23 protein-coding genes are annotated in these 24,332 nt (G+C 66.2%); 8 read left to right on the top strand and 15 right to left on the bottom strand.

The window, feature by feature from the left end:
- Positions 1-38 precede the first annotated feature (38 nt).
- The 4 genes from radA to PKB_RS25070 form a co-directional block, all read right to left on the bottom strand.
- On the bottom strand, positions 39-1,412 hold the full coding sequence (gene radA / locus PKB_RS25055) for a DNA repair protein RadA (protein ID WP_043255496.1): 1,374 nt from the start codon (positions 1,410-1,412) through the stop codon (positions 39-41).
- Between the two features lie 179 nt (positions 1,413-1,591).
- On the bottom strand, positions 1,592-2,005 hold the full coding sequence (locus PKB_RS30045; RefSeq protein WP_052355385.1) for a hypothetical protein: 414 nt from the start codon (positions 2,003-2,005) through the stop codon (positions 1,592-1,594).
- Between the two features lie 662 nt (positions 2,006-2,667).
- Entirely contained in the window at positions 2,668-2,916 is a 249-nt protein-coding gene (locus PKB_RS25065) for a hypothetical protein (RefSeq protein WP_043255497.1), read from the bottom strand.
- A gap of 76 nt (positions 2,917-2,992) precedes the next feature.
- Entirely contained in the window at positions 2,993-3,235 is a 243-nt protein-coding gene (locus PKB_RS25070; RefSeq protein ID WP_043255499.1) for an HP1242/YdcH family protein, read from the bottom strand.
- Positions 3,236-3,419: 184 nt separating this feature from the next.
- Here PKB_RS25070 and mscL point away from each other — a divergent pair, with 184 nt between their 5' ends.
- A complete protein-coding gene (gene mscL, locus PKB_RS25075) occupies positions 3,420-3,821 on the top strand; it encodes a large-conductance mechanosensitive channel protein MscL (RefSeq protein WP_043255500.1) in 402 nt (133 codons plus the stop codon).
- 55 nt (positions 3,822-3,876) lie between these two features.
- Here mscL and PKB_RS25080 read toward each other — a convergent pair whose 3' ends face one another.
- Positions 3,877-4,653, bottom strand: coding sequence for a ferredoxin--NADP reductase (locus tag PKB_RS25080; protein WP_043255502.1), 777 nt, complete (start codon positions 4,651-4,653; stop codon positions 3,877-3,879).
- Between the two features lie 127 nt (positions 4,654-4,780).
- Between PKB_RS25080 and PKB_RS25085 the strand changes: the two genes are divergently transcribed.
- A complete protein-coding gene (locus tag PKB_RS25085; protein WP_043257760.1) occupies positions 4,781-5,905 on the top strand; it encodes a methyltransferase in 1,125 nt (374 codons plus the stop codon).
- Positions 5,906-5,972: 67 nt separating this feature from the next.
- On the top strand, positions 5,973-6,848 hold the full coding sequence (locus PKB_RS25090; protein ID WP_052355386.1) for an alpha/beta fold hydrolase: 876 nt from the start codon (positions 5,973-5,975) through the stop codon (positions 6,846-6,848).
- Here PKB_RS25090 and PKB_RS25095 read toward each other — a convergent pair.
- From PKB_RS25095 to PKB_RS25115, 5 genes are read right to left on the bottom strand one after another with little or no spacing between them, the layout of a single operon-like run.
- Entirely contained in the window at positions 6,845-7,408 is a 564-nt protein-coding gene (locus PKB_RS25095) for a nucleotidyltransferase family protein (RefSeq protein WP_043255504.1), read from the bottom strand. The two genes, PKB_RS25090 and PKB_RS25095, sit on opposite strands and share 4 nt — an antisense overlap.
- A complete protein-coding gene (locus PKB_RS25100) occupies positions 7,405-8,373 on the bottom strand; it encodes an XdhC family protein (protein WP_043255506.1) in 969 nt (322 codons plus the stop codon). Before PKB_RS25100 ends, PKB_RS25095 begins: the two co-directional genes overlap by 4 nt.
- 3 nt (positions 8,374-8,376) lie before the next feature.
- Positions 8,377-9,618: a cytochrome c gene (locus tag PKB_RS25105; protein ID WP_043255508.1), complete on the bottom strand. Its 1,242-nt coding sequence runs from the start codon at positions 9,616-9,618 to the stop codon at positions 8,377-8,379.
- A 2-nt stretch (positions 9,619-9,620) separates the two neighbouring features.
- Positions 9,621-10,154, bottom strand: a complete 534-nt coding sequence (locus PKB_RS25110) for a (2Fe-2S)-binding protein (protein WP_043255510.1) — start codon at positions 10,152-10,154, stop codon at positions 9,621-9,623.
- Complete coding sequence (locus PKB_RS25115) at positions 10,147-12,978, bottom strand: xanthine dehydrogenase family protein molybdopterin-binding subunit (RefSeq protein ID WP_043255513.1); 2,832 nt, start codon at positions 12,976-12,978, stop codon at positions 10,147-10,149. Before PKB_RS25115 ends, PKB_RS25110 begins: the two co-directional genes overlap by 8 nt.
- Positions 12,979-13,278: 300 nt before the next feature.
- Between PKB_RS25115 and PKB_RS25120 the strand changes: the two genes are divergently transcribed.
- Entirely contained in the window at positions 13,279-14,490 is a 1,212-nt protein-coding gene (locus PKB_RS25120) for an MFS transporter (protein WP_043255515.1), read from the top strand.
- A gap of 197 nt (positions 14,491-14,687) precedes the next feature.
- Here the strand turns inward: PKB_RS25120 and PKB_RS25125 are convergent, their stop codons facing one another.
- The 3 genes from PKB_RS25125 to PKB_RS25135 are packed head-to-tail and all read right to left on the bottom strand — an operon-like array spanning position 14,688 to position 17,294.
- Positions 14,688-14,837 carry a DUF2474 domain-containing protein gene (locus tag PKB_RS25125; RefSeq protein ID WP_043255517.1) on the bottom strand — a complete coding sequence of 50 codons (150 nt, stop codon included), beginning with the start codon at positions 14,835-14,837 and terminating at the stop codon, positions 14,688-14,690.
- 10 nt (positions 14,838-14,847) lie between these two features.
- The gene (gene cydB / locus PKB_RS25130) at positions 14,848-15,855 is read right to left on the bottom strand and encodes a cytochrome d ubiquinol oxidase subunit II (RefSeq protein ID WP_043255519.1); all 1,008 of its coding nucleotides are present in this window, start codon (positions 15,853-15,855) and stop codon (positions 14,848-14,850) included.
- 2 nt (positions 15,856-15,857) lie between these two features.
- Positions 15,858-17,294: a cytochrome ubiquinol oxidase subunit I gene (locus tag PKB_RS25135; RefSeq protein WP_043255520.1), complete on the bottom strand. Its 1,437-nt coding sequence runs from the start codon at positions 17,292-17,294 to the stop codon at positions 15,858-15,860.
- A 442-nt stretch (positions 17,295-17,736) separates the two neighbouring features.
- Between PKB_RS25135 and PKB_RS25140 the strand changes: the two genes are divergently transcribed.
- Positions 17,737-18,516 carry a MetQ/NlpA family ABC transporter substrate-binding protein gene (locus PKB_RS25140; RefSeq protein WP_043255522.1) on the top strand — a complete coding sequence of 260 codons (780 nt, stop codon included), beginning with the start codon at positions 17,737-17,739 and terminating at the stop codon, positions 18,514-18,516.
- 151 nt (positions 18,517-18,667) lie between these two features.
- Positions 18,668-19,585: a sigma 54-interacting transcriptional regulator gene (locus PKB_RS25145; RefSeq protein ID WP_043255525.1), complete on the top strand. Its 918-nt coding sequence runs from the start codon at positions 18,668-18,670 to the stop codon at positions 19,583-19,585.
- A 580-nt stretch (positions 19,586-20,165) separates the two neighbouring features.
- Here the strand turns inward: PKB_RS25145 and PKB_RS25150 are convergent.
- Positions 20,166-22,190: an OPT family oligopeptide transporter gene (locus PKB_RS25150; protein WP_043255527.1), complete on the bottom strand. Its 2,025-nt coding sequence runs from the start codon at positions 22,188-22,190 to the stop codon at positions 20,166-20,168.
- Between the two features lie 198 nt (positions 22,191-22,388).
- Here PKB_RS25150 and PKB_RS25155 point away from each other — a divergent pair, with 198 nt between their 5' ends.
- Positions 22,389-22,640 (top strand): hypothetical protein, encoded by a 252-nt coding sequence (locus PKB_RS25155; protein WP_043255528.1) that lies wholly within the window; start codon positions 22,389-22,391, stop codon positions 22,638-22,640.
- Between the two features lie 9 nt (positions 22,641-22,649).
- Here the strand turns inward: PKB_RS25155 and yedA are convergent, their stop codons facing one another.
- Positions 22,650-23,543, bottom strand: a complete 894-nt coding sequence (gene yedA, locus PKB_RS25160; RefSeq protein WP_043257765.1) for a drug/metabolite exporter YedA — start codon at positions 23,541-23,543, stop codon at positions 22,650-22,652.
- 159 nt (positions 23,544-23,702) lie between these two features.
- Here yedA and PKB_RS25165 point away from each other — a divergent pair, with 159 nt between their 5' ends.
- Positions 23,703-24,149 (top strand): Lrp/AsnC family transcriptional regulator, encoded by a 447-nt coding sequence (locus PKB_RS25165; RefSeq protein WP_043255530.1) that lies wholly within the window; start codon positions 23,703-23,705, stop codon positions 24,147-24,149.
- Positions 24,150-24,332 lie beyond the last annotated feature (183 nt).

The raw sequence follows: 24,332 nt of genomic DNA on the forward strand, positions 1-24,332 counted from the left end.
GCCGTCGCCGACTGCGCCGAGATCAACCGCGAAGAACGCTACTCGAACAACGCATCCAGCGCCTGCTCCAGACGCGTCACCGGGATCACCTGCAGGCCGGCCGGCGCCTCCTTGGGCGCATTGCCTTGCGGCACGATGGCGCGCTTGAAGCCATGCTTGGCCGCCTCTTTCAGGCGTTCCTGGCCGCTGGGCACCGGGCGGACTTCGCCGGATAGCCCCACCTCGCCGAACACCAGCAACTGGTGATCCAGTGGACGGTTGCGCAGGCTCGACATCACTGCTGCCATCAGCGCGAGGTCGGAGGCCGTCTCCAGCACTTTCACCCCGCCCACCACGTTGAGGAACACGTCCTGGTCGTAGGTCGGGATGCCTCCGTGGCGGTGCAGCACCGCTAGCAGCATGGCCAGGCGGTTCTGGTCCAGGCCCAGGGTCACGCGGCGCGGGTTGGCCATGTGGCTGGTGTCGACCAGCGCCTGCACCTCCACCAGCATCGGCCGCGAGCCCTCCCAGGTAGCCATGACCACGCTGCCGGGCACCGACTCCTGGGCGCGAGTGAGGAAGATCGCCGAAGGGTTGGAGACTTCCTTCAGGCCGCGGTCGGTCATTGCGAACACGCCCAATTCATTGACCGCGCCGAAGCGGTTCTTCACCGCGCGCAGCAGGCGCAGGCGGCCGTCGGACTCGCCCTCGAAATACAGCACGGTGTCGACCATGTGTTCGAGCACGCGCGGGCCGGCCAGCGCGCCTTCCTTGGTGACGTGGCCGACCAGGAAGATCGCCGTGCCGCTCTGCTTGGCGAAACGCACCAGCAGCGCCGCGCTCTCGCGCACCTGGGCGACGCCGCCGGGGGCGGACTGCAGCTGCTCGGTGAAGATGGTCTGGATCGAGTCGATCACCATCACCTTCGGTTGCTCCTGGCGAGCCGTGGAGATGATGCTTTCGATGCAGGTCTCGGTCATGACCTTGAGCTTGTCTTCCGGCAGGCCCAGGCGGCGCGCGCGCATGGCGACCTGCTGCTGCGACTCTTCGCCGGTGACGTAGAGCGCCGGCAGACGCGTGGCGATGTTGCACAGGGTCTGTAGGAGGATGGTCGACTTGCCGATGCCCGGGTCGCCGCCGATCAGCACCACCGAGCCATCCACCAAGCCGCCGCCGAGCACGCGGTCGAGTTCGTTGGAGGCCGTGGAGAAGCGCGGCATCTCTTCGATGCTGACTTCGGCGAGGGTCTTGATGTTGGCCTGCTGCCCGGCCCAGCCGCCGCGCCCGGAACTCCCGGTGCCGCCGGTGGGCGTGTTGTCGATGACGGTTTCGACCAAGGTATTCCAGGCACCGCAGTCAGCACACTGGCCGGCCCATTTGGGGAAAGTGGCACCGCACTCGGTGCAGCCGTACATACGCTTGGCCTTGGCCATGGGGGCGGACTCCGTCGTAGTGCCGGCGAGAAGGAGCCGGCAATTGAAGCGGGCGATCTTAGCACCCCGGATCGCCAGCTCGCAGAGCAGGCATATCCCGGTCGCACACGCCGTCATGCACTCCCTCAAAAAACAAAAAGGAGGTCATCGACCTCCCTTTCAGGATCCGCAATACGCGATCAAGTCCGCCTGACCATCAACTGCATCAGATGGCCCTTGATTCGGAAGCAAAGTTCGCGAGTCTGGAACTCGGACTTCGGCATCAGGACGCTATTGATGTCTTCGCCAACGGCGTCTTTCACCCGCTGGTACTTCGCCTGAGCCGCATCCAACTTCTTGAGCTCAGCTTGGTACCTGTTATAGGACGCCTTGCTGTAAACCTGCATGGTTTCCAGTTGCTGACGGCATTCCTTGAGGCTTTTCGCTTGAGCGTCTTCGGCCTTAGGCTCAACGGCAGTCTGCTGGATAATGATCGGCGCTGGCGCGCGGACGGGTGCTGGCTCCGGCGCAGCTACGACAACAGTCTCCGGCGTCTTCTGCGCGCATCCGGCCAACAAGACAAAGCTCAATCCCGCGATAGAAAGTTTATGCATGCGTCTCTTCTCTATGACTCATCTGCGTCAGTCAATTCCGTGAGCTGGGCGCCTTGAGGCGGAAAGCGTTTCATTGCCCAAATCCCGCCCAATCGCCTGGCCATTTCGCCGTTGTGAATTCGATGAGTGACTTTATGGTGATGGGGCGTTCAGCTCGGACGCCATACATCGACAGGCCATCAACCTGATATAGAGCGAACATCTCGCAGCCCGACTTTGCCCAAACAGCCCGGCAAGCCAATTACCCCGAGACTCAATACGAGCCGCCTTATAAAGGCTTCCTGCAATTGCTCCATTGAAAGAGGCCGGGCGGCGGACAAACGCGTTAACAAGAGTGCCCGCCACCAGCCGATAGCTCTGCATTACCATTATGTATTTTTCGATATGGGCTGGCTTGTCAGAAAAGTCTGTAAAACAATGACTTTTCCGTCGAACTATTCACTCAAGCGGCAATACCGAGCACCAGTGCGCGCCACACTTGCGCCCCATGAATAGCGCCATCCAGCCAGACGCAATTCCATCTCCTGAAAATTCAACGCCGCTATAACGAACGCAGGCCCACCGGGCGCTAGTGCCCGGTGAGCCTGTCATTGAAACCCTTGCGTTCGTCGAGAAGCCTTTAGCCTCGTCGCCCAGCGAGAAAGCCGGGAGTGCGATGCGCCTCAGCAGGCAATGCCCAGGCGCCGATATTGGCTTTCCATGTCGTGACGCAGACCTTCGCGGCGCATCAGCAGCGCGGCCAGCGAGCCGTCGGGGCGCTCGATGCCCTCCTCGACACGGCTGATGCGCTGGTCCAGCAGCTCGTATTGCAGCTTCAGTCGCACCAGGCGCTCCTGCGCCGGGCGGGCGCCTGCGTCGGTGGTAGCGGATTTGCGGGTGAACTGGTTGAAGGGGCGAGATGCTTTGAGCATGACTAGACACCAGTTGGAAAATGGATAACCGGAGCCTACTCCCGCCCCTGGTGAGTACCCTTGACGCTCGTCAAGGTCAGGTCGATCGCTGCAGCAGTTCGGCAATCTCGTCCTTCAGGGTGACGCGTTGCAGTTTGAGGCTGTTGAGCGCGAGGTCATCCATCGCTTCGCGGCCGTCCTCGACGTCGTAGATCTTGCGGTCCAGCTCCTCGTAGGTGCCGGCCAGGCGGGTGAATTGGGCGTTTTCCTCGATCAGGCGGGCCATCTTGGCGCGTTGCTCGGGAAACTCGCGGGCCAGCGGGTGGTGCTCGAGTGGCATGGCAGACCTCCTCTGCGGGGTGGATTTCCCTACAGCCTAGTCCAGCGCCGAAATTCGCCCATAACCGCCGGTCTTGCCGCCAAGGCCTGGAAATCCTCCCCTGGCCCCGCGCCGGGGCTGCTCTGCCGCAGTCGGGCCGCTACACTGGCGCCTGTCCCCCTCTGTTTACGAAAGGAGTCTGTGCATGAGTCTGCTTAGCGAGTTCAAGGCCTTCGCGGTCAAGGGCAACGTGGTCGACATGGCCGTCGGTATCATCATCGGCGCCGCCTTCGGCAAGATCGTCTCGTCCTTCGTCGGCGACGTGATCATGCCGCCGATCGGCCTGTTGATCGGCGGGGTCGACTTCTCCAGCCTGGCCATCACCCTCAAGGCCGCCGAAGGCAACGCGCCGGCCGTGGTACTGGGTTACGGCAAGTTCATCCAGACCTGCCTGGACTTCCTGATCGTCGCTTTCGCCATCTTCATGGGCGTGAAGGCGATCAACCGCTTCAAACGCGAGGAAGAAGCCGCGCCGGCGGCGCCGACCAAGGACCAGGAACTGCTCACCGAGATCCGCGACCTGCTGAAGAACCAGAACCGCTCCTGACGCGCAGGCAGAAATGCAAAAGGGCCCCATCGGGGCCCTTTTCGATGGCGTTGCGCTACCAGTAGTTCTCCACCGCGATCTGCCCCGGCTTGCGCGTCAGCGCCAGGTTCATGCCGCGACCCTTCAGCACCGCGCGGGTGTCCTCGATCATCTGCGGGTTGCCGCAGATCATCACCCGCGAATGCTCCGGCGACAGTTCCAGGCAGGCCGCGCGCTCCAGCTCGCCGCTCTCGATCAGCGTGGTGATGCGCCCGTTCAGGCAGCCGGGCACCTGCTCGCGGGTCACCACCGGGATGAACTGCAGCTTGTGCGCGTACTCGGCCAGGTACTCGCGCTGCGCCAGCCCGGCGATCAGCTCGCGGTAGGCCAGTTCCTTTTCCTCGCGGGCGCTGTAGACCAGCTTGATGGTCTCGAAGCGCTCCCACACCTCGAAGTCCTGGAGGATTGACAGGAAGGGCGCAAGCCCCGTGCCGGTGGCCAGCAGCCAGAGGTCGCGGCCGTCGGGGAAGCGGTCGAGGGTGAGGAAGCCGAAGGCCTGGCGATCGACCAGCAGTTGGTCGCCCTCGCGCAAGCGGCTCAGCTCGCTGGTGAATTCGCCGCCGGGCACCACGATGGAGAAGAACTCCAGGTACTCGTCGAACGGCGAGGACACCATCGAATAGGCGCGCCAGACGATACTGCCGCTTTCCTTGCGCACACCCAGGCGGGCGAACTGCCCGGCGCGGAAACGGAAGCCCGCGTCGCGCGTGGTGCGCAGGGTGAACAGGCTGGGCGTCAGGGTCTGCACGTCTGTCAGCGTCTGACGGGTGAACTTCTCTTCGCTGGCGGTCATACTCCGCTCCCGATTCCATCTCTGCCTACAGTTTCTCCCATCGCAGGTGCGAGAAACACCGCCAGAAAACAGGGCCTTTGCCGCAATCGGCAGCCGCCCTGACCTGGCGCAACGAAAAGCGATGCCCATGCCGACCTTCCTCACGCCCTTCGCCGAACTCGACCTGATCCGCCAGCCGGAGCAACACAACGACCCGCTGCAGGCGTTCGACGCCGCCGACGAATACCTGCTGCGCCAGGTGGTCGCCGACGGCCTGGCCGAAGGCCGCCGCGTGCTGGTGCTCAACGACGCCTTCGGCGCGCTGGCCGCCGGCCTCGCCGGGCATGCGCGGGTGACCAGCAGCGGCGATTCCTTCCTCGCCGCCCTGGCCCTGCAGAAAAACCTCGCCCGCAACGGCCTGGCGGAAGACGCGGTGACCTTCGTGCCGGCCAGCGCGACCCCGACCGGCCCGTTCGACCTGGTGCTGCTGCGCGTGCCCAAGACCCTCGCCCTGCTGGAGGAACAGCTGATCCGCCTGCACGGCCAGCTCGCGCCCGGCGCGCGGGTGATCGCCGGGGCGATGATCAAGCACCTGCCGCGCGCCGCTGGTGACCTCATGGAGAAGTACATCGGCCCGGTGCAGGCCTCGCTGGCGGAGAAGAAAGCTCGCCTGCTATTCGCCACGCCTGTGGATAAAGCGGCGGTGGTATCGCCCTACCCCACTCGCTACAAGCTCGACAAACCCGCGCTGGAGTTCATCAACCACGCCAACGTGTTCTGCCGCGAAGGCCTGGACATCGGCACCCGCGCCTTCCTCCCGCACCTGCCGCAAGGCCTGGGCCGCGCGCGGGTCGCCGACCTCGGCTGCGGCAACGGCGTGCTCGCCATCGCCAGCGCCCTGGCCAACCCGGACGCGCACTACACGCTGGTCGACGAATCCTTCATGGCCGTGCAGTCGGCGCAGGAAAACTGGCGCGCGGCCCTTGGCGAGCGCGAAGCCGAATTCCGCGCCGCCGACGGCCTGGCCGGGCAACCGGAGAACTCGCTGGACCTGGTGCTGTGCAACCCGCCCTTCCACCAGCAACAGGTGGTCGGCGATTTCCTCGCCTGGCGCATGTTCCAGCAGGCGCGCCATGCGCTGGTTACCGGCGGCCAGCTGTGGATAGTCGGCAACCGCCACCTGGGCTACCACGCCAAGCTCAAGCGCCTGTTCCGCGGCGTGGAGCAGGTGGCGGCAAACCCGAAATTCGTGGTGCTCAAGGCCAGCAAGTGACCTGTTGCCTGGCGGCCGCGCCGGGAGCAGGATGCGCGAACCCCATCGCGAGCCAGGAAGCCCCGCCATGTCCGAGTCGATCAGCGCCTTCGCCAGCGCCGAGATCCCCGTCGAACGCATCCGCACCGGCGACGGCCTGCACCTGGCGCTGTACCGCATAGGCGCGGCCGACGGCCTGCCGGTGATCCTCACCCACGGCACCTTCTCCAACTACCGCAGCTGCCTGGGCCTGGCGAACTTCCTCGCCGCGCGCGGCTTCGCCTGCTGGATCTTCGACTGGCGCGGCCACGGCGCCAGCGACAACGGCGACTACCAGCACAGCTTCGACGAAGTCGCCGACCACGACGTACCGGCGGTGCTCGACGCCGTGCACCAGCGCAGCGGCCAGCCGGCGCAGTTCTGGATCGGCCATTCCGGCGGCGGCCTGATCGCCTCCATGTGGGCAGCGCGCAACCCGGCGCAGGCCCGCGAGCGCATGCGCGGCCTGGTGCTGCTGGGTTCGCAGGCGACAGCCGCGGCCGAGCGGCCGCTGCACCGCTGGGCGATCCACGCCTACGACTGGCTACTGCGCGGACGCCGGACCGCCCCGCAACAACGCAAGCGCATCGGCCCGGAAACCGAGAGCGCGCGGCTGATGCGCCAGTGGTGTCAGTGGAACCTGCGCGCACGCTTCCAGGGCGAGGATGGTTTCGACTATCTGCACGGATTGGCCGGCCTGCGCCTGCCGGTCCTGGGCCTGGCCGGCAGCGGCGACCGCTTCATCGCTCCGGCGAGCGGCTGCCAGACGCTGGTGCGGGCTTTCGATGCCGGCGATGCAAGCTTCCGGCTCTGCGGTAACGCGACAGGTTTCCGCGAGGACTACAGCCACAACCGCCTGGTGCTGTCGCGCAACGCGAGTCTGGAGCTGTGGCCGCTGATCGCCGACTGGATGGCACAGCGCTAGTCGAGCGCGGCCGGCGTATCCACGTCGCGCAGCACGCCCGAATCGTCCACCACCACGGGATGCCAGGCATCGCGGTGCGCCTGCAGTACAGCGCGGGCGCCCTCGTCGCCCTGCAACTGCAGCAGCTCCGGCCAGAAGGCGCGACCGAACAGCACCGGATGGCCGCGCTGGCCGTCGTGCTGGGGGAAGACAATGCGTTGAGCAGTGGCCTGCTGCAGCAACAACCGCAGGGTCGATTCGGCGAGCCAGGGCATGTCGCCCAGCAGGATGGCCACGCAGTCAGCCGCGCACTCTTCCAGGGAAGCGACGCCAGCCGCGAGGCTGTGGCCCAGGCCGGACTCTGCGTCGACGCAGCGCACCAGCGGGATATCCACAGGCAGGCCAAGCTCGATTGGATCGTCCTCGGCGCGCAACACCACGCGCACTTCGTCGAACACCGCGCGGGCGTTGGCCAGGCTCGCAGCCAACAGCGTGCGGCCGTCAGCCAGGCGCACTCGACGCTTGTCGGCACCGAAGCGCCGGCCGAAGCCGGCGGCGAGCAAAAGGGCGACTGTCGTCACAGGCTCTCGCGGGCAATGCCGCTGCGTACGCGAAGGATGTCGGCGAGCACCGCCAAAGCGATTTCCGCCGGCGTCTTGCTGCCCAGGTTGAGACCGATGGGCGCGTGGATACGCGCCAGCTCCGCCTCCCCCAAACCGCCAACGCGCTGGAGGCGTTCCATGCGTTTCGCCGAGGTGGTACGCGAGCCCATCACACCGATATAAAACGCCTCGGTGCGCACCGCTTCGAGCATCGCCAGGTCGTCGATCTTCGGATCGTGGGTCAGCGCCACCACCGCAGTGTCGGCATGGCAGCCGCCGTTGGCGATGAAGATCGACGGCAGTTCGCGGCGGATCTCGATGCCGTCCAACACCGCGCCGTCCAGCGCTTCCTCGCGGGGATCGCAGAGGATCACCTCGAAGCCCAGGCCCTTGCCGAACTCGGCGCAGAAGTGCGCGACGCTGGAGTAACCCGCCAGCAGCAGCCTTTGCGCGGCGCCCACGCGCAGTTGCACGTGCGCCTGGTCGCGCTCCACGCGCGGGCCATGGCTATGGTCGTCGCGCAAGTGGCGCGCGCCGGTTTCCAGGTTCACTTCGCGGAGCAGGCGACGCTGGCCGAGCAGCGCCGATTCCAGCTCGCGCAGGTGGGCCTGGACGTCGCAGTCCGCCGCCAGGTTTTCCACCAGCACGTCGAGGATGCCGCCGCAGGGCAGGCGGATGTTGCTGCGCTCGTCGCCTTCGCCGTAGCGCACGACTCGCACCGGATCGGCGAACTCGCCGGCGGCGACGCGTTCGAGGAAATCATCCTCGACGCAGCCGCCGGACAGCGAACCGACCCATTGCCCCTGCCCGTTCACCGCCAGCAGCGAGCCCGGCGCGCGGGGCGCCGAGCCGTAGGTGAAGAGCACGGTGCAGAGCCAGACGCGCTGGCCCTCGACGGACCACTTCAGCGCCTGGCGAACCACTTGCAGATCGAGATGTTGCACGTCTTACATCGCCTTGCCGGCATGGGCCGGCACGCCATCGGACTTCAGCTGCGACACCGCCTGGACGTCGAGATCGCCAGGCAGGCCGCCCCAGGATTGACGCAGGTAGTTGAGCAGATCGGTCAGTTGCGCGTCATCCAGTTTCTCGGCGAAGCCGGGCATCGGCTGCATGCGTTCGAAACCGCCGAACTGTTGTTCGCCGATGCCGTCGACCACCACCCGCAGCAGGTTGCGCGTGTCGCTCAGGCGCAGGGTGGTGTTGCCCTGCATGGCCACGGCGATGTGCGGCTTGCCCTCGCCTTCCATGCCGTGGCAACCGGCGCAGACGTTGAGGTACTGCTGGCGGCCGCGCTTGGAGCTCTCGGACAGCTGTGGATAAGGCACGTGCTGCACCGCCTTGGCCGTCGGCGGGGTATCTCCCAGCAGGTAGGTGGCCATGGCCGCGAGGTCCTGGCTCTCCAGGTGCTGGGTGCTGTGGTGATGCACCGGGAACATCTCGTTGAACATGCTGCCCTGGCCGCTCATGCCGTGTTCCAGGAAGGCCGCGAGGTCCGCCTGGTTCCAGCCCCGCGCGGCGAGGTCCTCGGGCAGCAGGCTGGGCGCCAGGTAGCCATTGAGCAGACCGCCGGACAGGCGCTTGTCCTGCTGCAGCGCACCGATGGCGTTGCGCGGCGTGTGGCACTCGCCGCAGTGGCCGAGCACTTCCACCAGGTACTGGCCGCGCTGCCAGGTCTCGCTCTTGCCTTCGGCGCTGGGCAGTTGCACACCCTTGCCGTAGAGCATGTTCCAGCCGGCGAGGCCGACGCGCACGTTGAACGGGAAGCTCAGCGCGGTCTGCGGCGCCGGGCGGTGCACCGGCTCGACGCTCATCAGGTAGGCGTAGATGGCATCGGCATCCTCGCGCTTGATGAGGTGGTACGAGGTGTAGGGCATCGCCGGATAGAGGTTGGCGCCGTCCTTGCGCTTGCCCTGGGTGAGGGCCGCGAAGAACTCGTCGGCGCTGTAGGCGCCGATGCCGTGGTCCTTGTCCGGGGTGATGTTGCTGCCGTAGATGGTGCCGAACGGCGAGGCGATCGGCAGGCCGCCCGCGTAGGGCGCGCCGCCCTCGGCGGTGTGGCAGGCCATGCAGTCGGCGGCACGCGCCAGGTATTCGCCGCGCTTGACCAGTTCGGCATCGGCCGCCTGGGCACTGGCGGCCAGGCCGAAGCCGGCGGCCAGCAGCAGGCCGGATAGCAGTCGCGCCATGCTCAGCCCTCCTTGACCAGGCCGAGGTCGCCGAGGACCTCGCGGGTGGCTTCGTAGTAACGCACGTAGCCGGTGCAGCGGCAGATGTGGTGACCGAGGCTAGCCTCGATCTCCGACTCCAGCTCGCTCTTCTTCAGCGGCTTGCGCTGGGCCTTTTCCACCAGCACGGTGGCGGCGTTCACGAAGCCCGGCGCGCAGTAGCTGCACTGGAAGGCGAAGCGCTCGACGAACTTCTGCTGGATCGGGTTCAGCTCGTTCACCTTGCCATCGGCATCGCGCTTGGCGTGGCCTTCGATGGTGCGCACCTTCTTGCCGTCGAACCAGTTGGCGCCGGTGATGCAGGTGCGGACTTCCTCGCTGGTGCCGTCGGGGTTGTCGACGATCACCACGCAGGCGTGGCAGATGCCCTGGCCGCAGCCCAGGCGCGAGCCGGTGAGGTTCTGGTATTCGTGCAGGTAGTCGATCATCGGCAGGTCCGCGGGGACCTCCACCGGGCCGACGGCTTGACCGTTGAGGGTCAGCTGGAGCTTAGCCATTGAGGGCCTCCTTGATACGGGCGGGGGTGGCGGGCAGGTCGCGGACGCGCTTGCCGATGGCATGGGCGACGGCGTTGCCGATGGCACCGGCGATGGGGATCATCACCACCTCGGCGATGCCCTTGGCCGGATCGCTGTCCGACAGCGGCGGGAGGATCTCCGAACTCTGCGTCCACACCGCGACGTCCTTGGCGCGCGGCAGGCGGTAGCGGTTGAAGTTCCAGTCGCCTTCGGCCGGGCCGCCCTCGTGCAGCGGCATCTCCTCCAGCAGCGCGTGGCCCAGGCCCATGGCCGTGCCACCCTCGATCTGGCCTTTCACCAGTTCCGGGACCAGCACCCGGCCGCACTCGATCCAGGAGTGGTGGCTGAGAACTTGCACCTCGTGGGAGCCCTTGTTGACCTTCAGTTCCACCAGCGTGGCCACCGGGCTGTAGTAGGTGACCATGGCGTTGTTCAGCTGCACCGGCGGGTAGTTCACGTTCTTGCGGTCGAGCAGGTGGAAGCCGGCGCTGGTCATCTGCGCCTTCTTCACCTGCGGTGCGCCGTCACCGTACTTCACCGCCAGGCCGTCCAGCGGCAGACGCTCGCTGACACCGTCCACGGTGAACTCGCTATCCGCCCAGCTCCAGCGGTTGAAGGCGTGCACGGTCGCACCGGTGACCAGGCCGCGCTCGTGGGCGTGCTTGGCCAGCAGGGCGAAAGGCAGCGGCTCCAGGCCGTTGGCGGTGAGCTTGCCGTCTACCCAGCGGGCGTCCTCACGGCGCACCACGTAGGGGTTGGCCTGGCCGCCGAACGGGCCTCGGCCCCAGATTTCCAGCGCCGCCGGCCACAGGCCGTGGTTGAACAGCACGCGCGCCGCCTCGCGGCTGGCGTGGCTGAAGTAGTAGGCCGAGTTGGTCGCCGAGGATGCCGACGCGTACTTGCCAACCCAGCGCGGGTTGCGCAGTTTTTCGTCCTGGGTGGCCTGGCTCATGATGTACGGGTCTTCGCCGCTGGCGAGCTGCAGCTCGGACCAGTCGGTCTCGGCGGTCTTCACCTCGTCGGCCGGGCGACCGAGGAAGTCGGCCACCACCAACGCCTGGGAAGTGGACATGCCGGTGCCGATCTCGATGCCGATGTGGCGCATGCGGATGTGGCCGTCGGCGTCGAATTCGAGGCTCGCCATGGGCGCCTCGGCACCGGTGCCGAAGTCCTTCTGGCAGATGGCGAAGCCGACGCCGTACCAGTTGTCCGGGTCCTGCGCGTCGAACTTCTTCTTGCGCTCGGCGCGGTTCTTCCAGACTTCGTGGGCGGAGGCCTTGTCGAGGATCTCGTGCAGGCGCAGCGCGCCGGCGGGCACCGCGCCCTGGGTGTTCTTCATCCCCGAGACCATGGCGTTGCGGCGGCGCAGTTCGATGGCATCGACGCCCAGGCGGTCGGCGACCTCGTCCACCATCATCTCGGTGGAGGCCATGCTCTGCAGGGTGCCGTAGCCGCGCATGGAGCCGGCCTCGACGCCGCGCGAATGGTAGGCGGTGGCCTGCAGGTCGCTCTGCGGCATGTAGTAGATCGACTGCGCGGCCGTGGCCCCCACAGCCGCAACCGAGGCGCTGTAGTTGGCGCGACCGCCGCCGTCGAGGCTCATCTCGGCGCGGAAGATCTTGAAGCTCAGGTCCTTCTTATCCACAGCCAGTTGGTAGTGGATGTCGAAAGCATGCCGCTTGATGCCGCTCTGGAACTGCTCGTAGCGGTCATTGGCCAGGCGCACCGGCACGCCTTCGCCGTACAGCGCAGCCAGGGCCGCGTAGAAGACGAAGATGTTGTGGTCCTTGGAGCCGTAGCCGACGGTGTAGCCGGGGTGCATGTTCAGCTTGGCCAGGCCGAAGCGCGAGGGCGCGATCATCTGCGCGGTTTCGGACGCCGCTTCGAACGGGCACTGGGTGGCGACCACGAAGTGCAGGGTCTTGCTGGCCGGGTCGTACCAGCCGTTGCCGTTGTCCGGCTCCATGGCCGCCGGCTCGATGGACGGCGTCTTGTAGCGTTCGTCGAAGACCAGCCAGTCGGCCGGCGGGCTGTCGATCTGCTGCTGGATCTTCTGCGCGTAGAACATGCCCTGCTCGGACAGGTTGCCATGCTCGCGCGGCTGCTGGTCCCACACCGGTTTGCGGTTGCGGATCAGCGGGAAGAGCATCGAATCCTTGAGGCTGGAGAACTCGTCCGGATCGGCCGAGGTGGCACCGCCCACGCGCACGAAGCGGAAGCTGCCGTAGGGATCGCCTTCGTACAGCGGCGCCTGCGCGCCGTAGCGGATCGCCTTGTCGTTGAACTTGAGCTTGAGCTTGGCCTGGCGGAAGCGCTCGAAGTCGTGCCAGATCAGGATGGCCACCGGCTGGCCGATGAACATCGGCACCTTGCCCGGCGGCAGCAGCGGGTCCGGCTTGTGGGCCTCGGGGAAGGCGATGCCGTCCTTGACCAGGTCGTCGGCGGTGACGATGCGGTCCGGCTGCAGCTCGGCGCCCAGCCAGGAGAGGTCGTAGCCTTCGTAGACGCGGTCGGCCTTGATGGTCTTCAGCAGCATGGCGTGGCCCTGCTGCTGCGGCCAGCCGGGCATGTCCTTGGCGCGGATGTCGCGGGCGAAGACCTTCTCGCCGCAAACCTTGGACAGCGCATCGTTGCGCATGCGCACGCGGCCGTCGTTGGCCAGCCAGCGCTCGGGCGGCGCGGCGACGGATTTTTCCATCAGGGCAGCGAAAGCCTGGCTGCCGAGCGGCGCCAGGGTGACGCTCACGCCGGCGATCAATCCGCCCTGGAGGAAGGCGCGCCGGGAGATATCACGGTTGGACATGGATCATCCTCTGGGCGGTGAACGAACCCGCCCATGTCGTAATGGGGTACTGGAAGCGGCAGAGGTGGGGCGTGGGACGCCGGGCAACGGCGGTTGCGAAGGAAGCGTCCTACGGAAAATCCTGACCGAATTGTCAACTTTACCCAAACAAAGCGCTTCAGGCAAAAGTTAAGCAGGGCGATCAGCGCACCGGATTGCGTGGAGCCGACCGTTCGTCTGTAGGAAATACCCGACAGTAATCCTCGGACGTGCTACGCTCGGCGGCCTTTCATTAGCGTCCTAACAAATAGCCTGACAGCCATGTCCGCCGACGCCACTTCCCTGCTCCGCCATCGTCCCTTCCTCGCCTTCTGGCTCGCCCGCGTGTGCACCGCCAGCGGCTTCCAGATGCTCACCGTGGCCATCGGCTGGCACATGTACGAGCTGACCCACAACGTGCTCGACCTTGGCTTCGTCGGCCTGGTGGAGTTCCTCCCGCGGGTGCTGTTCATGCTGCACACCGGGCACGTCGCCGACCGCTACGACCGACGCAAGGTCGCCGCGCTCTGCCAGAGCGCGCAGTGCCTGATCGCCGTTGCCCTGGTACTCGGCGCCAGCAGCGGCAACGTCACCCGCGAGATGATCTTCGTGCTCGCCTTCCTGCTCGGCAGCGCCCGCTCGTTCGAGATGCCGACTACCCAGGCCTTGCTACCGAACATAGTGCCCACCGCCCTCTTCCCCCGCGCGGTGGCGGCCTCTGCCTCGGCCATGCAAGCCGCGACCATCGCCGCGCCGGCACTTGGCGGCCTGCTCTACGCCTTCGGCGCCTTCTGGGTCTACGTACCCACGGCGGTGCTCTACGCCATTGCCTGCAGCCTGGTACTGACCCTGCCCTCGCGGCAGCAGCCTCTGACCCAGGGAAAGGCCACGCTGGAATCGCTGCTCGCCGGCATCCGCTTCATCCGCAGCCGCCCCGACATCTTCGGCGCCATCTCCCTCGACCTCTTCGCCGTGCTGCTCGGCGGCGCCACCGCGCTGCTGCCGGTGTTCGCCAAGGACATCCTGCTCACCGGCCCCTGGGGCCTGGGCCTGCTGCGCTCGGCGCCGGCGGTGGGTGCGTTGCTGATGTCGTTCTGGCTGGCGCGCTTCCCGATCGAGCGCAACGTCGGCCGCATCATGTTCCTGTCGGTCGGCATCTTCGGCGTCACCACCATCGCCTTCGGCCTGTCGACGTCATTCTGGTTCTCCCTCGGCGTGCTGGTGGTGCTCGGCGCGGCGGACATGGTCAGCATGGTGATCCGCGGCGCCTTCGTGCAGCTGGAAACCCCGGACGAGATGCGTGGCCGAGTCAGCGCGGTGAACGGCCTGTTCATCGGCGCCAGCAACCAGCTCGGCGAGTTCGAGTCGGGCCTGACCGCGCACTGGTTCGGCACGGTGCCGGCAGTGGTGCTCGGCGGCGTCGGCACGCTGATCGTCACCGGCGCCTGGATGAAGCTGTTCCCGTCGCTGGCCCAGCGCGACAAGTTGCATTGACAGGGTCGCCCGGCGTCACCCCGTAGGGGCGGATCTCATCCGGGAAAATCCCTGCACCGATGCACCCGGTAGGAGCGCGCCATGAGCGCGAATCGCGGCCATGGGCCGCTCCTACAGGTCTTTATCCCCTTCCCATAAAAAAGCCCCCGCAAATGCGGGGGCCTGGAAGCGGGCGCACGGGGCGCCCGGATAGGAGCTCAGTGCGGCGTCTGCAGCCCTGCCGCGCTCATCAGCAGGCGCAGCAGCCAGGCCGCCACGCCCAGGGCCAGCACACTGGCCACCCAGATCAGCACCAGCCAGCCGAGGCGCTTGCGCAGCGGTGCCTTGTCGGCGTTCGTCTCTTTCATGACCGTGCCCTCAGTGGTAGCCATCGCCGTGCTTCACCTTGCCGCGGAACACGTAGTAGCTCCAGGCGGTGTAGCCGAGGATGAACGGCAGGATGAACAGCGCGCCAACCAGCGCGAAGCCCTGGCTCTGCGGCGGCGCCGAGGCGGCCTGGATGCTCACCGACGGCGGGATGATGTTCGGCCACAGGCTGATACCCAGGCCGCTGTAGCCCAGGAAGATCAGCACCAGGGTAAGCACGAACGGCTTCACGTGGTCGTAGTTGGCGACCGAGCGCAGCAACGCCCAGAAGGTCACCAGCACCAGCAACGGCACCGGGGCGAACAGGAACAGGTTCGGCAGGCTGAACCAGCGCTGGGCGATTTCCGTGTGCGCCAGCGGGGTCCACAGGCTGACGATACCGATCACCGCCAGCAGCACCAGCGCCAGCGGCCGCGCCAGGTCGTGCATGCGCTCCTGCAGAGTGCCTTCGGTCTTCATGATCAGCCACGTGCAGCCGAGCAGGCTGTAGGCGACGATCAGGCCCAGGCCGCAGAACAGCGGGAATGGCGCCAGCCAGTCGAGCGAGCCGCCGGCGAACTGCCCGTTGGCCACCGGGATGCCCTCGATGTAGGCGCCCAGCGCCACGCCCTGGAAGAAGGTCGCCGCCAGCGAACCGCCGATGAACGCCTTGTCCCATATGTGCCGCTTGTGCGCCTTGGCCTTGAAGCGGAACTCGAAGGCCACGCCACGGAAGATCAGCCCCACCAGCATCAGCACCAGCGGCAGGTAGAGCGCCTCCAGCACCACCGAGTAGGCCAGCGGGAAGGCGCCGAACAGCGCCGCGCCGCCGAGCACCAGCCAGGTCTCGTTGCCATCCCAGACCGGCGCCACGGTGTTCATCATCACGTCGCGGTCGCCGTCGTCCTTGAAGAACGGGTAGAGCATGCCGATGCCCAGGTCGAAGCCGTCCATCACGACGTACATCATCACGCCGAAGACGATGATGATCGCCCAGATCAGCGGAAGGTCGATGCCCATGTTCAGTTCCTCCCTTCCGGTGCGTTGTCATCGTCGTCGAGACCCTCGACGGTGGCCGACAGCGGCCGTGCCGGGGTGCGCTGGCGACCGGCACCGCCCTCGCTGGTTTCGCGGCCTTCGTGGGTGACAGGGCCCTTGCGCACCAGGCGCATCATGTAGCCGAGGCCAACGCCGAACAGCGAGAAGTACACGACCACGAACATCAGCAGGGTGATGCTCATCTGCAAGGTGCTGTGGTTGGACACGGCATCGCTCGTGCGCATCAGCCCATAGACCACCCACGGCTGGCGACCGACCTCGGTGGTGAACCAGCCAGCGAGGATCGCCAGCAGCCCCGAGGGCCCCATCCAGAGGGCCAGGCGCAGGAATGCGCGCTGCCGGAACAGCCCGCCACGCCAGCGCAGCCAGAGGCTCCAGAGGCCGATGAAGATCATCAGCATGCCCAGCCCGGCCATGATGCGGAACGACCAGAAGACAATGGTGGAGTTGGGCCGGTCCTCGCGCGGGAAGTCCTTCAGTGCGGGGATCGGTTCGGTCAGGCTATGCCGCAGGATCAGGCTGCCGAGCACCGGGATCTCGACCTTGAAACGGGTTTCCTCGCGCTGCATGTCCGGCAGGCCGAAGAGAATCAGCGGCGTCGGGCCGCCCTCGCTATTGTCCCAGTGGCCCTCGATGGCGGCGATCTTCGCCGGCTGGTGCTCCAGGGTGTTGAGGCCGTGGGCGTCGCCGACCATGGCCTGGATCGGCGCCACGATCAGGGCCATCCACATGGCCATCGAGAACATCTTGCGGATCGCCGGGTTATCGCGCCCGCGCAGCAGGTGCCAGGCCGCCGAGGCGCCGACGAAGAAGGCTGTGGCGAGGAAGGAAGCGATCGCCATGTGCATCAGGCGGTAGGGGAAGGACGGGTTGAAGATCACCGCGAACCAGTCGGTGGGGATCACCCGACCGTCGATGATCTCGAAGCCCTGCGGGGTCTGCATCCAGCTGTTGGAAGCGAGGATCCAGAAGGTCGAGATCAGCGTGCCGATCGCCACCATCACCGTGGCGAAGAAGTGCAGCCCGCGCCCCACGCGGTGCCAGCCGAAGAGCATGACACCGAGGAAGCCGGCCTCGAGGAAGAAGGCGGTCAGCACCTCGTAGGTCAGCAGCGGGCCGGTGACGCTCCCCGCATAGGCGGAGAAGTGGCTCCAGTTGGTGCCGAACTGGTAGGCCATGACCAGGCCGGAGACCACGCCCATGCCGAAATTGACGGCGAATATCTTCGACCAGAAGTGATAGAGGTCGCGGTAGACCTCTTCGCCGGTCTTCAGCCACAAGCCTTCGAGCACGGCCAGGTAACTGGCCAGGCCGATGGTGATGGCGGGGAAGATGATGTGGAAGGAGACGGTAAAGGCGAACTGGATACGCGCCAGTTCCAACGCCTCTAGACCCAACATGACGTTACCTCATCGGGTTGACGCCCGTCGTCGCACGCAGCGGGCAGCTCGCCGGCAACGGTGCCGGCCCTCGGGTTCTTCGCGGAAAGGTTGTTGTTGTGGGAAGGCGGCCTCGAGGCCGCTCTGCGCTAAGCACCAATGCCCGTCGATTGCATTGATACAAGGCAATGTAGTGCCTGGAATGGTACGCCGCACGCCGGGTGCTGCCGCCGTGGCTGGTTGCCGCGCGGCAGCTTGTCGCGCGTCGTGATGTCTCAGCCCACATATTTCCAAAAGGAATATTTGAATAAATAAATAATATTTTTATGGAATAAAAAGTCCGGCTAGCTTGTGCACCAACGGCCCCGATGAGAGCCGGAACCCCACACTGCCGCCGGGAGCGATAGACGACCACGAGTCGCACCAGGCTCCCCGGAATGCCGCCCCACAAGGACCTCGAAAGATGAAAAAGCTTCTGCTCCTGACTGCCATCGCCGCCGCCTTCAGCGCCTCCGCTTTCGCCAACGAGAAACTGGTCGTGGCCGCCACGCCGATCCCGCACGCCGAGATCCTCGAGCTGATCAAACCGACCCTGGCCAAGGAGGGTGTGGACCTCGAAGTGAAGGTCTTCACCGACTACGTACAACCCAACGTGCAGGTCGCCGAGAAACACCTGGACGCCAACTACTTCCAGACCAAGCCGTACCTGGACAACTTCAACAAGGGCAAGGGCACCCACCTGGTCACCGTGACCGGCGTGCACGTCGAGCCCTTCGGCGGCTACTCGAAGAAGTACAAGTCGCTGAGCGAGCTGCCTGACGGCGCCACCGTCGCCCTGCCCAACGAGGGCAGCAACAGCGGCCGTGCCCTGCTCCTGCTGCAGAAGGCCGGCGTGATCAAGCTGAAGGACCCGAGCAACGCCCTGGCCACCCCGAAAGACATCGCCGAGAACCCCAAGCACCTGAAGTTCAAGGAGCTCGAATCGGCCCTGCTGCCGCGCGTGCTGGACCAGGTCGACCTGGACCTGATCAACACCAACTACGCGCTGGAAGCCAAGCTCAACCCGGTGAAGGACGCCCTGGTCTTGGAGGACCGCAACTCGCCCTACGTGAACTACCTCGTGGCGCGCCCGGACAACAAGGACAGCGACGCGCTGAAGAAGCTCGCCGCGGCCCTGAACAGTCCGGAAGTCAAAACCTTCATCGAGAAGAAATACGACGGCGCGGTAGTCCCGGCCTTCTGACCCAATACTGGCGCGCCGCCCGCCCTGGCCGCGCCGACCGACTCCCACGCAGGGCGCGGCCATAAGGTCGCCTTTCACGCCGGTGAGAACAGTTCACCGGCGTTTCTTTTTCGACCTCCGCATGACGGAGACGGACGACGAGGTATCCGCCATGAAGGCTCCCCAGCCGCTGCTCACCTTCCCCGACGCCGACAAGAGTCCGCTGAGCATCCGCGCCAAGGCGCTGGTGTTCTTCGACCCGCGTTCGCACGCGGTGCGCGATGCCGTCGAGCAGCTGGCGCCGGGCGTGCAGCCGGTCCTGATCCGGGGCGAGACAGGCACCGGCAAGGAGCTGCTGGCGCGCCACATCCACCGCGCCAGCGAGCGCTCCGGGCTGTTCGTCGCGGTCAGCTGCAGCGCGCTCAGCCGCAACTTCGCCGAAGCCGAGCTGTTCGGCTACGCCCCGGGCGCCCACAACGGCCCGGTGGGCAGCCGCGCCGGCTGGTTCGGCTCGGCCCAGGGCGGCACTCTTTATCTGGACGAAATCGCCGACCTGCAGCTGGCCCTGCAGGAAAAACTGCTGCGCGTGCTGCAGGAACACGAAGTGCTGCGCTTCGGCGCCCGCGAGCCGATCCCGGTGGACGTTCGCCTGGTGGCCGCCACCAGCATCGACCTCGGCCAGGCGGTGGCCGCCGGCAAGTTCCTCGAAGGCCTGCAGCAGTACCTGGAAGGGGGCAACCTCGAACTGCCGCCACTGCGCGAGCGCCCCGGTGACATCTTGCCGTTGGCCCAGTACTTCCTCGGCGTGCACGCCCAGCGCCTGGACCTGGACGTACCGGAGATCGACGTCTCCGCCCAGCAGGCGCTGGAGAGCTACCCCTGGCCTGGCAACATCCGCGAGCTGGAGAACGTCATCCACTTCGCCCTGCTGGTCAGCCCCGGCACGAGTATCGGTGTGCAGCACCTGAACTTCTCCGACGGCGCACCGCTGGCATCGCTCGACGACCTGCGCCGCCTGCTGCGGCTGCCAGGCGCCGTCGAGCAAGTGCGCGCATTGCTCGCAGAGGTAGAGAAGGAAGCACGCTCGTAGGATGGGTTGAGCCTGTGTTCTGCCGGGACAGATAGGTAACGCCTGTCGGGGCACATGCGGTCGTGGCCCGAGCTGCTGCGCTGCGGGATGAACAGCATGGGTTTCGCTCCCGCTCAACCCATCCTACGCAGCCTCAAAGTGTTACCTCACGCCACACACAAAGCGCGCGCCGCGAAAAAAGTGCGACAAACGGTAGCAGTGAAAGCCTTCGCGGGCCCCAATTCCGACGGCAGAGATTCCTGAGCAAACTAACTATTTCAGGAATTTATCTGGCAAAACTCGAATTATTCAGCCCCATCGACCACTTCAATACTAACCATCAAGAGCATTAGCTTCTTTTTGTCATAAACATCAGGGAAAATGGCTTCCAGGCAGTCGGGACCCATTTCCCCGACGCCATTTGGAGATCATCGTGTCTAGCTTCGCCGCCCTTGCCAGCTTCTTCGCCGCTACTGCCTTCCTGAACGTGCCGCAACAGGCCGATCCGGATCGTCATGCAGATCGCCGCGTCAAGAAAGCCCGCCGCAAGTAAGCCGTCGCCCCCCCCCCCCCCGGGGGGGGGCCCGAGCAGGCTCCCCTCTTAGCGCTTGCCGAGCACCTTTCGGTAGAACAGCGCACAGATCACCAGAAACACCAGCAGTCCCAGCCACTGCGCCGTCTCCTCGAATCCCCCACCGACCAACGCCAAAGGCGCGTCCTTGCCACTGGTGCCGATCAGCGCAGCCAGCAGGATGCCCATCAGGCTCTCGCCGACGATCAACCCTGACGCCAGCAGCACGCCACGCCGGCGCGACACATCGGCGAACTTCTCCTCGTCTACTCCGGCCGCCTGTGCGCGACGCTTGAGCGCGCTTTCCAGTAGCCAGGCGAGCACCGCGCCGACCACCAGCGTCATGCCGATAGTGGGCGGCAAGTAGATGCCCAGCCCCACCGCGAGCACTGGCAGGCTGGCCTTGCCAGTCCGGCGCAGCAGCACGTCGACGAGGATCAACGCGATGCCCAGGGCCACGCCGATCAGGATCATGTTCCAGTTCAGCGCGTTGTGGAAAATCCCGCTGGCGATCGCCGTCATCAGGGTCGCCTGCGGAGCCGCCAGGGCCTGCGCCGGGTCCATGCCTTCACGCGGCAGGGCACCGGTGAAGCCATAAGCCTTGAACAACAACTCCAGCACCGGCGGGATCACCAGCGCGCCGACCAGGCAGCCGACGATCAACGCCACCTGCTGCCGCCAGGGCGTGGCGCCGACCAGGTAGCCGGCCTTGAGGTCCTGCAGGTTGTCGTTGGAGATGGCGGCGATGGCCAGCACCACCGAAGTGGTGAACAGCGCCAGGGCGATCGCCAGCTTCCCGCCGTCACGCGAGAGGAAATCGCCGTCCAGCGAGCCGGCGCCAAGGATCAGCAGCGACACCAGGATCACCGCGATGATGCCGATGCCGGAGATCGGGCTGCTGGAGGAGCCGACCAGGCCAGCCATGTAGCCGCAGGCCGCGGCGATCAGGAAGCCGAAGAAAAAGGCGAACACCACACAGACGCCCACCAGACCCCAGAAGCCGGCGCCGCGCAGGTCCGGCGCAGCCTGGCCGAGGAAGTAGGCGAAGACCACGAACAGCGCGACCAACAGGAACAAGGCAATGGCCAGGATCCAGCCCGCCGGCATGTCGCGCTCGGTGCGCAGGTCGCTGCTTTCGGCGCGCCCGGTCACCGCGCCGAGGGACGCCCAGACGCCCTGCACCATGGGCTTGAACAGGGTTGCCAGGGTCCAGAGCGCGGCCCCCCCGATGGTGCCGGCGCCAAGGAAGCGCACCTGGCTGCTCCACAGCTTGCTGGCCAGCTCCGGCAAGCTCTGCCCCGCGGCCAGGGTGGCGTTCACCGTCAGCAGCGGCACCGCCACGCCCCAGGAAATCAGCACGCCGATAAGGATGGCGATACCAGCCGTGATGCCCATCAGGTAGCCGGCGCCGACCAGCGCCAGCGAGAAACCGGTGGACAGGCGGAAAGCCGCCTGCCCGGCCGTCAGCCAGAAACTGAAGCCCTCGGCGAGCAGCTTGAAGCCGCTGCTGAACAGGCTGAACAGCGCCGCGACTAGGCCGCCGGCGAGGATGTCGCGCAGGCCCGGCTTGCCGGCGTCATCCGCCGTCGGATGCTCCTCTTCCTGGCTGCCGACGCGGAGAATCTCCGCCGCCGCCACGCCTTCCGGATACGGCAGGCTGCTCTGCACCACCATCACCCGGCGCAGCGGGATGGTGTAGAGCACCCCGAGGATGCCGCCGATGGCGCAGATCGCGGCGGTTTGCCAGAACGGGAAGCCGGCCCAGTAGCCGATCATCAGCAGCCCCGGGAGGATGAAGATGATCGAGGACAGGGTGCCGGCGGCCGAAGCCTGGGTCTGCACCATGTTGTTCTCGAGGATGTTAGAGCCGGGGAAGTAACGCAGCACCGCCATGGAGATCACCGCGGCGGGGATCGAAGAGGCGAACGTCAGCCCGACCTTCAACCCCAGGTAGACGTTGGAGGCGGTGAACACCACGGTGATCAGGGCGCCGAGGATGAGCCCGCGCAGGGTCAGTTCGGCCAGGTTCGATTCATCCGGAATCCGTTCGAGCATGGAAGCAGTCTCGCGCAAATGACCCGGCAAGCTTAGGCCTGAGCGGCTGGAGCGCACACGACGGGGAAATGTCGCAGCGACGCAGCGCACTCGCGACGAACGACTGGCGAGAAAATGACCATACGTCGCTTTCTTGACGATTCCAGGGGACCTTTGCTCTTTTACGTTGTCATAGCTGGGCTAGGCGGAGGTACGACCATGAACGCCACGCATCGCTACGCCATCCACTATCGACTTCGCGAACAGCCAAGACGGCTGATCCATGAGGCGCATGAAGCGCCCAACGAGTTCCTGGCGCTGCTGCAGGTTCTGCTGCACCTCGCCCAGGAAACCGGCGAGGACCCCACCGGCCTGACCGACGCTTCCTGGGAACCCAACCTGATCCCCAGCCTGAAGAGCAGCGCCGATCGCGCCGGCGTCAGCCGCGTGCGTATCGTGCCGATCGACTGAGCGCCCCGCTCAGCCCTCGGCTCTGCCGCGCCACTGCGGCAGGCCGATCAGCACCACCGCGCCAATGATCACCGCCATCGCCAGGGCCTCCGGCCAGCCGATGCTTTCGCCGGCGAACAGCACCCCGAGCAGCACCGCCACCGCCGGATTGACGAAGGCATAGCTGGTGGCCGCCGCCGGGCGCACGTTGTTCAGCAGGTAGATATAGGCGCTGAAGGCGATGATCGAACCGAACACCACCAGGTAGCCGAGCGCCAGCCAGCCGCGCACATCCGGCATCTGCTGCAGGTGTTCGCCGGAAATCTGGCTGCCGATCAACAGGGCGACGCCGCCCACCAGCATTTCCACGGCGCTCGCCATGGGCCCGGCGGGCAACGGCAGGCGCTTGCTCCACACCGAGCCGAAGGCCCAGGAAGCCGCTGCGAAAACGATCAGCGCGGCGCCGGCCGGGCTGCCCTGCAGGTTCGACCCCAGGTTGAGCAGGACGATGCCGCACAGCCCCAGGCCGATCCCGGACCACTCCAGCAGGCTGTTGCGATGGCCGAAAATGCGGCCGAAGACCAACGTGAACAGTGGCACCGTGGCCACCGCCAGCGCGGCCACGCCCGAAGCCACGCCCCAGTGCTCGGCCACCGTCACCCCGCCGTTGCCGCCGCTCAGCAGGAGGATGCCGATGGCCCCCGCGCTCAGCCATTGCTTGGCGCTGGGCAGCGGCGCGCCGCGCCACAGCGACCAGGCGAACAGCAGCCCGCCGGCGATGACGAAGCGGCAGCCGGCCATCAGCATCGGCGGCCAGGATTCGACGCCGATGCGGATCACCAGGTAGGTCGAGCCCCAGATGAAATAGAGGGCGAAGAACGCAGCCACCAGCGTCAGCGAGACGCGCGGCTTGGGCAGGGGCATGACGGACATGGCGGGGGCTCGACAAGTGGGAGGGAGCGACTCATTTTATGAAGCGGAAATTTCCGAGATAAGGCACAGAGAACGCTTTATCGGGCGTAACACTTTTCTTTCGATGGAAATTCGTCGCCACCGCCATCGAATCCACTGCGAGGCATTTCCATGGACAAATACGATCGCGCCCTGCTTGCCGCCCTGCTGGAAAACGGCCGCCTGCCGTTCGCCGAACTGGCCCGCCGCATCAACCTCTCGCCCCCGGCAGTCGCCGACCGCGTGGCACGCCTGGAGGCCGACGGGGTGATCACCGGCTACCACGCCAGCGTCGACCTGGCGAAGCTCGGCCGCCCCATCCAGTGCCTGATCGAACTGCGCCTGAACGACCACCGCGGTGCCAGCCTGCTTGGGCGCCTGGCGGAGATCCCACAGATCATCGATTGCCACCGCATCACCGGCGAATCCTGCGTGATGCTCAAGGTGGCGGTGACCTGCACAGCCGAGTTGGAAGAGCTGATCGACCAGTTGGCGCAGTACGGCGCCAGCAAGACCTCGCTGATGCTCTCGACCACGCTCGATGGGCGCGTTCACCCGGCGATGCTGCAGGGCGGTTGAAGCCAGGCACCATTCCCTTCTCTGGGTCCCCGCGTTCGCGGGGATGACGTTGGGAGAAACTCGGCACGCCCTTTAGGAGCGGACCTTGTCCGCGAATCGCGCGCATGGCGCGCTCCTGCAAGGTGCCGTCGGTGTATGGAATTTCGCGGATACGCGGGATGGCGCAGGCGAAAAAAAGGCGGC

The sequence above is a fragment of the Pseudomonas knackmussii B13 genome, assembly GCF_000689415.1.
In the GTDB taxonomy this organism is placed as follows: domain Bacteria; phylum Pseudomonadota; class Gammaproteobacteria; order Pseudomonadales; family Pseudomonadaceae; genus Pseudomonas; species Pseudomonas knackmussii.

Coding starts and splice junctions, on each gene's coding strand:
- PKB_RS25165 (WP_043255530.1), top strand. CDS start 23,703: ATGGACAAATACGATCGCGCCCTGCTTGCCGCCCTGCTGGAAAACGGC.
- PKB_RS25090 (WP_052355386.1), top strand. CDS start 5,973: ATGTCCGAGTCGATCAGCGCCTTCGCCAGCGCCGAGATCCCCGTCGAA.
- PKB_RS25085 (WP_043257760.1), top strand. CDS start 4,781: ATGCCGACCTTCCTCACGCCCTTCGCCGAACTCGACCTGATCCGCCAG.
- PKB_RS25120 (WP_043255515.1), top strand. CDS start 13,279: ATGTCCGCCGACGCCACTTCCCTGCTCCGCCATCGTCCCTTCCTCGCC.
- PKB_RS25080 (WP_043255502.1), bottom strand. CDS start 4,653: ATGACCGCCAGCGAAGAGAAGTTCACCCGTCAGACGCTGACAGACGTG.
- PKB_RS25140 (WP_043255522.1), top strand. CDS start 17,737: ATGAAAAAGCTTCTGCTCCTGACTGCCATCGCCGCCGCCTTCAGCGCC.
- PKB_RS25135 (WP_043255520.1), bottom strand. CDS start 17,294: ATGTTGGGTCTAGAGGCGTTGGAACTGGCGCGTATCCAGTTCGCCTTT.
- PKB_RS25145 (WP_043255525.1), top strand. CDS start 18,668: ATGAAGGCTCCCCAGCCGCTGCTCACCTTCCCCGACGCCGACAAGAGT.
- PKB_RS25070 (WP_043255499.1), bottom strand. CDS start 3,235: ATGCCACTCGAGCACCACCCGCTGGCCCGCGAGTTTCCCGAGCAACGC.
- cydB (WP_043255519.1), bottom strand. CDS start 15,855: ATGGGCATCGACCTTCCGCTGATCTGGGCGATCATCATCGTCTTCGGC.
- PKB_RS25155 (WP_043255528.1), top strand. CDS start 22,389: ATGAACGCCACGCATCGCTACGCCATCCACTATCGACTTCGCGAACAG.
- PKB_RS25065 (WP_043255497.1), bottom strand. CDS start 2,916: ATGCTCAAAGCATCTCGCCCCTTCAACCAGTTCACCCGCAAATCCGCT.
- PKB_RS25150 (WP_043255527.1), bottom strand. CDS start 22,190: ATGCTCGAACGGATTCCGGATGAATCGAACCTGGCCGAACTGACCCTG.
- PKB_RS30045 (WP_052355385.1), bottom strand. CDS start 2,005: ATGCATAAACTTTCTATCGCGGGATTGAGCTTTGTCTTGTTGGCCGGA.
- radA (WP_043255496.1), bottom strand. CDS start 1,412: ATGGCCAAGGCCAAGCGTATGTACGGCTGCACCGAGTGCGGTGCCACT.
- PKB_RS25125 (WP_043255517.1), bottom strand. CDS start 14,837: ATGAAAGAGACGAACGCCGACAAGGCACCGCTGCGCAAGCGCCTCGGC.
- PKB_RS25110 (WP_043255510.1), bottom strand. CDS start 10,154: ATGGCTAAGCTCCAGCTGACCCTCAACGGTCAAGCCGTCGGCCCGGTG.
- PKB_RS25105 (WP_043255508.1), bottom strand. CDS start 9,618: ATGGCGCGACTGCTATCCGGCCTGCTGCTGGCCGCCGGCTTCGGCCTG.
- PKB_RS25115 (WP_043255513.1), bottom strand. CDS start 12,978: ATGTCCAACCGTGATATCTCCCGGCGCGCCTTCCTCCAGGGCGGATTG.
- yedA (WP_043257765.1), bottom strand. CDS start 23,543: ATGCCCCTGCCCAAGCCGCGCGTCTCGCTGACGCTGGTGGCTGCGTTC.
- mscL (WP_043255500.1), top strand. CDS start 3,420: ATGAGTCTGCTTAGCGAGTTCAAGGCCTTCGCGGTCAAGGGCAACGTG.